A 9654-nucleotide genomic window follows, 5' to 3' on the forward strand; every position below is an offset into this window, starting at 1 on the left:
GACATGGGCAGCAGGATGCGGACGGTGCCGCGGACCAGGTCCGCCCAGAAGTTGCCCAGCTCACCGGTGCGGGAGCGGGCGAAACCCCGGACGAGGGCGACCGCGACGGCCATGCCGACCGCCGCCGAGACGAAGTTCTGCACCGCCAGGCCGCCGGTCTGCACGACGTGGCCCATGGCCTGCTCGCCGTAGTACGACTGCCAGTTGGTGTTGGCGACGAAGGACGCGGCCGTGTTGAAGGCCTGGTCCGGGTCGATGGCCGCAAAGCCCAGCGAGCCGGGCAGCGAGCCCTGCAGGCGCTGGAGGCCGTAGAGGAAGAGGACACTCACCGCGGAGAAGGCCAGGACGGCACGCAGGTACGCGGGCCAGCGCATCTCAGCGGTCGGGTTGGCACCGATGGCCTTGTAGATCCACTTCTCGGGAGCGTAGTGCTTCTCCGAGGAGTAGACCTTGGCCATGTAGTCGCCCAGCGGGCGGTAGACGAGCGCCAGCACCACCACGAGGGCGAGGAGCTGGAGCACACCGGAAAGAACAGGACTCATCAGGGCTCAGAACCTCTCCGGGTACACAAGGGCAAGGACGAGGTATCCCAGCAGGGAGACAGCCACCACGAGGCCGACGATGTTCTCGGCGGTCACAGCTTGGTCACCCCTCGGGCGATGAGTGCCACCAGCGCGAACACCGCGATCGTGGTGACGACGAAGGCCAGATCGGCCATCGTGAGCTCCTGAGTGAAGTGGAAGGAAATGAATCAGCCAGACGGCCGATGACGAGATAACCGTGCCTTCACTCAGGTGCTAAGACACTTTGACGAGATCCATACGGGCGCACGGGAACCCTTAACGCCACCCTTATGGGTCATGCCACTTTCGGGCGGTCAGTCCTGGTCAGCCCTGGTCACAGGCCGGCCGGCCGAAGCGAGGCGTTCAGAACTTCTCGGGCCTGATCAGAGCGACCACGAGATAGCCGAGCAGCGCCAGGGCGATGAGCAGGCCGACCACGTTCTCCGCGTTCATCAGGGTTCTCTCCTCGTGTGTTCCGGCCGGGCAGGTGCCGGCCAGATCAAGCCTGCCCCTTTGTGGAGCCAGGGCAACAGGGAGAGCGCCTCTTGACGGATCTCTGACGCTGCCCCGCCCTCACCGGCCGTCCTTGACGCCTCCTTCACCGGGTCCTGACGCCTTCGATGTGCCTGCCGTTAAGAGGGCACAAATTGGCTGTCGAGTAAGGCAGTTGAGGGCTCGAGGCCCGGTAGGTTCCTGACCGCCCTCGTTCCGGTTGCGCTGATTCGACCAGAAGGTCTCGCCATGCCTCCCGCCGCCACCCGGCAGGTACCTCCCGTTCCGTCCCCGTCCCTGTCCCCGTCGCAGGTTCCGGTCGGCCGGCCGCCCAGAAGGCGCCCAGGCCGCGGGTCCCTGCTGGAGTCGACACGGCCGGCGGCCTCCTTCCGTGAGGCCTTACGCAAACTCGAACCCCGTGAGCTGATCCGAAAACCGGTGCTGTTCGTGGTCGCGGTCGGCTCCGTGCTCACCACGCTGTCGGCGCTCATCCACCCGTCGGTGTTCACCTGGGTGATCAGCGTCTGGCTCTGGCTGACGGTGATCTTCGCCAATTTCGCGGAGGCCGTGGCCGAGGGGCGCGGCCGGGCCCAGGCCGCTTCGCTGCGCAAGGCGCGTACGGACACCGTCGCGCTGCGGCTGCGGCACTGGACGTACGGCATGAACCTGCGGGCCGCCGAGTCGGAGGCCGTCGCCCCGAGCGAGCTGCAGCCCCTGGACGTCGTGCTGGTGGAGGCAGGTGAGCTGATCCCGGCCGACGGCGACGTGATCGACGGCGTCGCGGCGGTCGACGAATCCGCTGTCACCGGCGAATCGGCGGCAGTGATCCGAGAGGCCGGCGGCGACCGCAGCGGGGTCACGGGCGGTACGACCGTGCTGTCCGACTCGATCGTCGTACGCGTCAGCTCCCGCCCGGGACACAGCTTCATGGACCGCATGATCGCCCTGGTCGAAGGCGCGTCCCGGCAGAAGACCCCGAACGAGATAGCGCTCAACATCCTGCTGGCCGCTCTCACCGTCATCTTCATCCTGGTCGTCGTCACGCTCCAGCCGATGGCCGACTACGCGGGCGCCGCCCAGTCGACCACCGTCCTCGTGGCCCTCCTCGTCACTCTCATCCCCACGACCATCGGTGCGCTGCTCTCCGCGATCGGCATCGCGGGTATGGACCGCCTCGTCCAGCGCAACGTCGTCGCGATGAGCGGGCGCGCGGTCGAGGCCGCCGGTGACGTGAACACCCTGCTCCTCGACAAGACCGGCACCATCACCCACGGCAACCGCGAGGCAGCCGCCTTCATCCCGCTCCCTGGAATCGACCACATCAAGCTCGCGGACGCGGCCCAGCTGGCCTCGCTGTCCGACGAGACCCCCGAGGGCCGGTCCGTCGTCGCCCTGGCCCAGCAGTACGGGCTGCAGGCCGTGGCCGAGGAGGAGCTGAGCAACCCGCGCTTCCAGGCGTTCAGCGCCCGTACCCGGATGAGCGGAATCAACCTGAGCTGGTCCAACGGGGCCGGCTGCGCCATCCGCAAGGGCTCCGTGGCCCAGGTGTCCGAGTGGGTGACGCGGCGCGGCGGGACCGTACCGCCGGAAGCCGCCGTATGGTCGGCCACCGTGTCGGAGTCCGGCGGTACCCCCCTGCTCGTGGCGGTCCACGACTGGGACGGGCCCCGAGTGCTCGGAATCATCCACCTCAAGGACGTCGTCAAGGAGGGCATCCGGGAGCGGTTCGCCGAGCTGCGCCGCATGGGCATCCGCACGGTCATGGTGACGGGCGACAACGAGCTGACGGCCCGGGCCATCGCCGCCGAGGCCGGAGTCGACGAATACCTTGCCGAGGCCACGCCCGAGGACAAGCTCGCCCTCATCAGGCGGGAGCAGACGGGTGGCAGGCTGGTCGCGATGACCGGTGACGGCACCAACGACGCCCCGGCGCTCGCGCAGGCAGATGTCGGCGTGGCGATGAACACCGGTACCTCGGCCGCCAAGGAGGCCGGGAACATGGTGGACCTGGACTCCAACCCCACCAAGCTCATCGAGATCGTCGGGATCGGCAAGCAGCTCCTGATCACCCGAGGGGCCCTGACCACCTTCTCGATCACGAACGATGTCGCCAAGTACTTCGCGATCATTCCGGCCATGTTCACCTCGGCCTACCCCGGCCTGGAAGCGCTCAACGTCATGGGCCTGCACAGCCCGTTGTCCGCCATCACCTCGGCGATCATCTTCAATGCGCTGATCATCATCGCGCTGATCCCGCTGGCCCTGCGCGGCGTCCGCTACAAGCCGGCCTCGGCCCACGACCTGCTGCGCCGCAACCTTGCCGTCTACGGCCTGGGCGGGCTCGTCCTGCCGTTCGTCGGCATCAAGGTCATCGACCTGTTCGTGTCCACGATCCCCGGGCTCGGCTGACGTCCGTCCGCATGGCGCTGGCGCTCAGTAGAATGCGGGGGCCATGAATGTCGTTGGGATGTACATCGGCGGCCGGTACCGGCTGGAGGATCTGCTCGGACGCGGCGGGATGGGCGAGGTGTGGCGGGCCTACGATCCCCGGCTGGATCGCAAGGTCGCCATCAAGTTCCTTCCCCCGCATCTGGCCGACGGCCACGTGGTGGACCGGTTCCACCGCGAGGCCCAGGTCACGGCGCGGCTCCAGCATCCGGGGATCACCCACGTCTTCGACACCGGTGCGCAGGACGGGCAGCTCCACCTGGTCATGGAGCTGCTCGACGGGCGGAATCTGGGCGCGGTGCTGCAGGAACAGCCGTCCGGGCTGCCCGTGCACCGGGCCGTGGACCTGGCCGCACAAGTCGCCGACGCGCTCTCGTACGCGCACCGAGCGGACGTCGTCCATCGGGACATCAAGCCCGCCAACCTGATGGTGGTCGCCGGCGACCGGGTGAAGGTGTGCGATTTCGGGATCGCAGGGTTCGTCCAGGCGGACTCCGGTCTGACCCGCGAGGGCAGCCTCATGGGGACGCCCGACTACATGGCGCCCGAACAGTGTCAGGGGCATCGGGTCGACGGACGGGCCGACCTGTACGCCCTCGGCTGCGTCCTGTTCGCCCTCCTCACCGGGAAGCCGCCGTTCACGACGCACGGAGACTTCCGGGTCGTGATGATGGATCACATCCACACGCCGCCCCCGCGCTTGGCCTCTCTGCGGCCAGGCGTCCCCGACGAGCTCGACCGGCTCATCTCGGTTCTGCTCTCGAAGAGTCCCGGTGACCGCCCCTCCTACGCCGGGGCTGTCGCCGACCGGCTCAGGAACCTGGGTTCCCGGCATACCGGCGGACCGGACCCCCGGTACGCGTACGCCGGCCGCCCGGCACCAGCTGTTCCTCCCGCATCCGCTTTCACCGTGGAGGCGTTCTACAACGAACTCCTCCCCCCGGAAGCGACCGAGGTCAATGCGATCGTGACGGTGACAGGTGCGGGCGCAGCCCTGGGCGAAATTGCCGCCGCGGCGCCCCGCGCGCTGGTGTTCCTGCTCGGGCTCTCCGAGGACCTTCCCGAAGCGGACTTCCGTGCCGTCAAGGCTGCGGTCGGCACCGCCATCGACGGCCTGGACGAGGGTGTCTCCTTCGCCGTCGTGGCGGGCTCGGACTATGCCCGGATGCTCTACCCCGACACCATGCGCCTGGTCCGGGCGAACGCGGCGACCAAGGCCGAGGCGCACGCCGCGCTGGCCCGGCTGGAACCGATCGGGACCGCCGCCTTCGGCCGATGGCTGCGGCTCGCCGACCGGCTGTTGGCTGCGCACGGCGACGCAGTGCGCACCGCGATCCTCCTGATGGACCTGAAAGCCACGGCCGAGAGCCCCGAAGAGCTTTCAGCAGTGCTCGCCTCGTGTGCCGGCCGCTTCACCTGCCACGCCCGCGGCATCGGCAACAACTGGGAGGTGGCGCCGATCAGATCCATCACCACGGCACTGTCCGGCACGTCGGGCATCGTCATGCATCCCTCGCAGCCCACGTCGAACCTCGCAGGGGAGCTGTCCTTGCTCATCGCCCGGACCCGCCAGGCATTCGCCCGTGACCTCGCCCTGCGGATCGCGATGCCCGGAGGCGGTCAGGTGCGGTTCGTCAAGCAGGTCACACCGTCCGTGGAAGATCTCACCGGCCACGGGTATCAGGTTGCCCCCGGTACCGGCGAGTACCCCATCGAGGTTCCGGACGGCGAGTCATGCGACTACCACCTCCGGCTGGACCTGCCGCCCGGCCGCCACGAGGACGAGGACGAGGACGAGGCCATCGCAGCCGAGCTGAGCATCGTCCTGCTGCCCCCGACCGGCGACGGACGGACACTCGCCCGGCTGCTGGTACCGGTCCGGCGGGAGCCGGTCACTCCAGACCGGACACCTTGAAGACCGAGTGAGCCGTCTCGCGGTCGATGCGTCCCGCCAGCCGGCGCAGGGCGGTCTCGCCGCACAGCAGGGTGCCGCGCTGGACGGAGGTGCGGGTGTCCGTGTCGAGACGCCGCCACATGGCGGAATTGCGGACGAGGACGGCCGGGTCGATCTCGACCCGGCTTCCTTCCGTGTCCCGGAGGATCATCCGCTGAGACACTCCGTCGGACCACCGGATCGAGACGAGGGAGTCGGTGCGGACGCTGTGCTCCACGAGCAACCCGCGGACGCTCAGCAGACCTGGCCGTGTGGAGACCCGGGGCGGCAGCAGGATCACGAAGACGAGGGCGGCCAGGCCGGTCCACAGGGCGCCGCGGGTCAGGTCGAGCCGGCCGGCGCCTGCGTCCAGCAGGAACAGGGCAGTGAGGAGCAGGGCGGCGACACCGATGGCCGATCGTCTCTCCCCGGCCCAGTGGATGTCCTGTGCGAGCGGCTCAGGAGGCCCCGCGTTCCCGGCTCCTGCGCCGGTCGCGGACCGAGTGACACGTCGTCCCATGCGAGCGACGTTAGGACGGGTCGGGTTTTCGGCCATGCACCCCTGACGGACTGCTGACGCCGTGGCGACGACATCTTGACGGCCGCTGTGCCGCGCCGGCCCGTGGCGGGCGTATGGGGGTCGTCAAGGTCGCGCCCCTTGCCGTATGGACGTCGCCAAGGCGTGCAGGGGCGGTCACGACCTCGGGCTGCCCGACATGGACGGGATCGATGTGATCAGGCAGCTGCGCGCGTGGTCGCAGGTGCCCATCCTGGTGGTCTCCGCCCGCCATGGCTCCCGGGAGAAGGTCCAGGCCCTGGACGCGGGCGCCGATGACTACATCACCAAGCCCTTCAGCATGCCCGAACTGCTGGCCCGGCTGGAAGCGGACCCGTCGCACCCGCGCCATCTGATCACGGTCTCCGGCTTGGGGTACCGCTTCGAGACGTGATGCGGCGAAGCCGGCCGGGGCGTCGCCGTCAAGGCCCCGTCAATTCGGTGCCCGCTGCGTATGAAGGGCATCAACGCACTTGGTGAGTCGAACAGTTGAGCCAGATGCTGGCGTGCATACGGGGTCGTACGGACGGCCCCGGTGCGAGCTGGAGGGCGAGTGACGATCACCGCCGGTACCGAACACGGCCAGCGGGCGGGGGGCCCGGAAGCCGCTGTCGAAACCCCGGTACCCGACGTTCCGAGCTGGCTGGTTCCCGGATCGCGGGACGGGGAGGAACCGCAAGGACGGCAGCCTCGGCGCTCTCGCCACGCCGTCGCCGGAGCGGCCCGCAAGATCGCCGACCGCTACTGGACCACCTTGCCGGGCCGACTGCGCCTCGCCCGCACGGCATGCGTGCTCCTCGCGGCCGGGCTGTTGATCCTGCTCGTGGTCGCGGCCACGGGGGCGACCACCATCTGGGACGACACGACCCGCCGCGATGCGCCCCGCACCCTCTCCGCGACCCAGCTGAACCTGGCGCTCAACGACATGGACGCACAAACCGCCAACATCCTTCTCTCCAGCGGCGATTCAGGAACCGGGAAGGGCCGACTGGAAGAGTCGTACGCGAAGGCCAACGGCTTCTACCGGGATGCCCAGGAAACCATCAGCCGCTCGCTGCGCGCACTCGCCGCCGCCTCGGAGGGCGATCCGGCCACCGAGGCGACCGTCGTGAGCCTCACCGACGACTTCGCGCACTACCAGGAGATGATCGGGCGGGCGTTGGAGAACGACAGCCGCCCCGGTGGCAAGGACGCCGCCCGCGAGGACTACCGCACCGCGACCGACCTCCTCAGCGACCGGCTGCTGCCGGAGGCCCGCAGGCTCGTCGACGTGAACAACACCGTCTACGAGCGTCAATACGACGCGGCGCGGGGCGGGCTCGACCTGCAGCGGACCGCCGCAGCGGTCCTCGGTGGGCTGCTGATCGCCGCGCTCGTCCTGCTCCAGGTCCACCTCGCCCGTCGCTTCCACCGCGTCTTCAACCCGGGACTGATCGCCGCCACCCTCTGCGCCGCAGTCGCGGTGGTGTGCGCCGCGCAACTGCTCACGGTCAACTACGACCGGATGAAGGTCGCCCGCCGGGACGCCTTCGACTCCGTCATCGCGCTGTCACGGTCCAAGGCGATCGGCTACGACGCCAACGCGGACGAAAGCCGCTACCTCCTGGACCCCGGCCGCCGCACGACGTACGAGCAGTCCTTCCTCGACAAGTCGCACCAGCTGTACGGGATCGCGGGCGCCGGACTCGACACCTACGACGCGAAGCTCGACGAGAGCTGGTCCGCGTACCGCAAGGACCACAACGACAAGCGGTTCACCGGCGAGTACCGGCGTGAACTGGACAACATCACCTTCGCGGGGGAGCGGGCGGCTGCCGAGAAGACGGTCGAGGCGTACGCCGTCTACCAGCGTGACGACCGGACTTTCCGGCGACTGGTGGCCGAGGGGAAGACTCAGGAGGCCACGGTCTTCTGCATCGGCTGGGCATCGGACACCTCCAACGCCCACTTCGGGGAATGGATGAAGGCCCTGGACGAGGTGACCGCCATCAACCAGCGGCACTTCGACCTCGCCGTCCGGGACGGCCGCGAGGCGCTGGCCACGCAGGCCCCGCTGGCCGGCGGTGCGTTGCTGCTCGCGGCCGGGCTGACCGTGCTTGGGCTGCGCCGCCGACTGGCCGAGTTCCGGTAACGCTATCCCGTCGCCACTCGTTCCTCCGCAGCCGGGGCGCCGACGACATAGTGGGTGTATTCGATCTTGGGCCGGAAGCCCGCCGTCCATGCGAGCAGGCGCCCTGGCCGGTTGCCCGTGGAACAGGTCCAACTCGGTGTGTGACGCCGGGCGGTGATGTCCGAGCACAGGGCGTTCACGCAGTCGAGCGCGAGGTACTGGATGCGGGGGTCGGGGACGGTGACGCAGGCGATGTCCTCGTAGGCGGAGCCGAGGAAGTAGGTGCAGGCGACCGCCACGATGCGGTTGCCGTGGAAGGCGGCCCAGGCGTAACCGGAGCGTGCGAGGGCTTCCGGGCCGCCCCAGGTGCAGTGGACCCAGCTCATCGCCGGCGGAAGCGTGGCGAGCGCGCGGGCGTCCCCGGCGTTGAGCCTGCGCACCGTGACGCCCCGCGGTGGCTGGGCGGACGATGCGCCCGAGCTTCTGACATGCACCATCCGCTGCCGCGGTGAGACCTGGTCAAAAGCGGTCCTGATCAGCGGAAGGAAGCGGCCGGGAGCCTCGATGTGGCGGTCGGCGAAGCGCGCGAGGCTCTTCGGCGTCAGGGCCTGCGGGTCGCCGCGCAGGAGCACGTGGTGCCCGCATTCGGCGGCGATCACGCGCGGCTGGATGACCCGGTCCACCCACCAGCGGCCGGCCTCCGTGGTCAGGGCGTGCTCGGTGAGGGCGGACGGGCCGGGGGCGCCGGCGGGGAACCAGCCGGTGAGGGACGGGAGCCGGTGGGACGGCAGGTTGATCATGATTCTTCCTCGGGGCATGGCGGACGGGCCCGGCGCCCCCGGCGAACGGTGGGTGCGGGCTGCTCAGCGCATGCGGGTAGGGGCGGAGACGCGTACGAGGCCTGGGTCGGCCCCTTCGAGGAACGACGGCACGTACGTGACGACGCGCGGCCGGTGCCGGTGCCGGTGTCAGTCGGCAGGGCGGACAGCGGGCGCCGTCGGCTGCACCGGATTCGGTGGCCGGTCGTTGTGGCGCGGACCGCTGTTCATGACCTCATCCCAGCGCATCCGGGACAGGTGGACAAGATTCTGAACGGGTCCTTGACAGCCTTCTGACGTTTGTATGCGGACACGTTATTGCCGGCGCGACAGCGCGAGGACGGCCAGGGCTATGGCGGTGCCCTCGCGGCCGAGGTGCTGCGCGTAGAGCCGCAGCATCGCGTTCTCCCGGGCGAGTGGTGACATCGGCAGACCGGACGCCCGCTGGTCCAGCTGCCGGGCGCGGGCCCGCCGCGCTCGCAGCAGCATCAGAGCGATGAGCTCTTCGTCGAGCCGGTCGAGTTCGTCGGGCGCGGAGCCGTTCTCCACGGTTTCGGACATGCCGCCGATCCTGCCCTCCCGCCGCTCTCCAAACCCCTAGTCCATGAGTGGTCCATGACTAGGGATTTTCCTGGCGAGGGCGATCGGAGACTTGCCGCTGGTCTGCAGGTATGCGCGCGTCGCCGCGCCCGATCGCCTGCTGTCCGCCGGTCTTCCAGATGGGTTGAGTTGAT

9 protein-coding genes and 1 pseudogene are annotated in these 9654 nt (G+C 69.3%); 4 read left to right on the plus strand and 6 right to left on the minus strand.

Features of this window, described 5'->3' with window-relative positions; translation table 11 throughout:
• From ABT123_RS21500 to kdpF (ABT123_RS21510), 3 genes are all read right to left on the minus strand, one after another.
• Positions 1–542: potassium-transporting ATPase subunit KdpA (locus ABT123_RS21500; RefSeq protein ID WP_351316963.1), on the minus strand; the 542-nt coding region annotated here is incomplete at its 3' end.
• A 6-nt stretch (positions 543–548) separates the two neighbouring features.
• The gene (gene kdpF, locus ABT123_RS21505) at positions 549–638 is read right to left on the minus strand and encodes a K(+)-transporting ATPase subunit F (RefSeq protein WP_063789431.1); all 90 of its coding nucleotides are present in this window, start codon (positions 636–638) and stop codon (positions 549–551) included.
• A 288-nt stretch (positions 639–926) separates the two neighbouring features.
• Entirely contained in the window at positions 927–1016 is a 90-nt protein-coding gene (gene kdpF / locus ABT123_RS21510) for a K(+)-transporting ATPase subunit F (RefSeq protein WP_351316968.1), read from the minus strand.
• Positions 1017–1304: 288 nt separating this feature from the next.
• On the opposite strand from kdpF (ABT123_RS21510), the gene kdpB reads away from it, so the two are divergent.
• Positions 1305–3464 carry a potassium-transporting ATPase subunit KdpB gene (gene kdpB / locus ABT123_RS21515; protein WP_351316971.1) on the plus strand — a complete coding sequence of 720 codons (2160 nt, stop codon included), beginning with the start codon at positions 1305–1307 and terminating at the stop codon, positions 3462–3464.
• Between the two features lie 43 nt (positions 3465–3507).
• A complete protein-coding gene (locus ABT123_RS21520) occupies positions 3508–5418 on the plus strand; it encodes a serine/threonine-protein kinase (protein ID WP_351316974.1) in 1911 nt (636 codons plus the stop codon).
• Here the strand turns inward: ABT123_RS21520 and ABT123_RS21525 are convergent.
• Positions 5396–5956, minus strand: a complete 561-nt coding sequence (locus ABT123_RS21525; protein ID WP_351316977.1) for a hypothetical protein — start codon at positions 5954–5956, stop codon at positions 5396–5398. The genes ABT123_RS21520 and ABT123_RS21525 overlap by 23 nt on opposite strands.
• 178 nt (positions 5957–6134) lie before the next feature.
• On the opposite strand from ABT123_RS21525, the pseudogene ABT123_RS21530 reads away from it, so the two are divergent.
• Positions 6135–6323, plus strand: a pseudogene (locus tag ABT123_RS21530) (response regulator); the annotation flags it as partial.
• 222 nt (positions 6324–6545) lie between these two features.
• Positions 6546–8123: a GlnX family signal transduction membrane protein gene (locus tag ABT123_RS21535; RefSeq protein ID WP_351316980.1), complete on the plus strand. Its 1578-nt coding sequence runs from the start codon at positions 6546–6548 to the stop codon at positions 8121–8123.
• 2 nt (positions 8124–8125) lie between these two features.
• Here the strand turns inward: ABT123_RS21535 and ABT123_RS21540 are convergent, their stop codons facing one another.
• Together ABT123_RS21540 and ABT123_RS21545 are read right to left on the minus strand one after the other, a co-directional pair.
• Positions 8126–8902, minus strand: a complete 777-nt coding sequence (locus tag ABT123_RS21540) for a GNAT family N-acetyltransferase (protein ID WP_351316983.1) — start codon at positions 8900–8902, stop codon at positions 8126–8128.
• Between the two features lie 333 nt (positions 8903–9235).
• Positions 9236–9481 carry a chorismate mutase family protein gene (locus ABT123_RS21545; protein ID WP_351316986.1) on the minus strand — a complete coding sequence of 82 codons (246 nt, stop codon included), beginning with the start codon at positions 9479–9481 and terminating at the stop codon, positions 9236–9238.
• Between the last annotated feature and the right edge of the window lie 173 nt (positions 9482–9654).

The sequence above is a fragment of the Streptomyces sp. NPDC002054 genome (assembly GCF_040296685.1).
GTDB lineage: Bacteria > Actinomycetota > Actinomycetes > Streptomycetales > Streptomycetaceae > Streptomyces.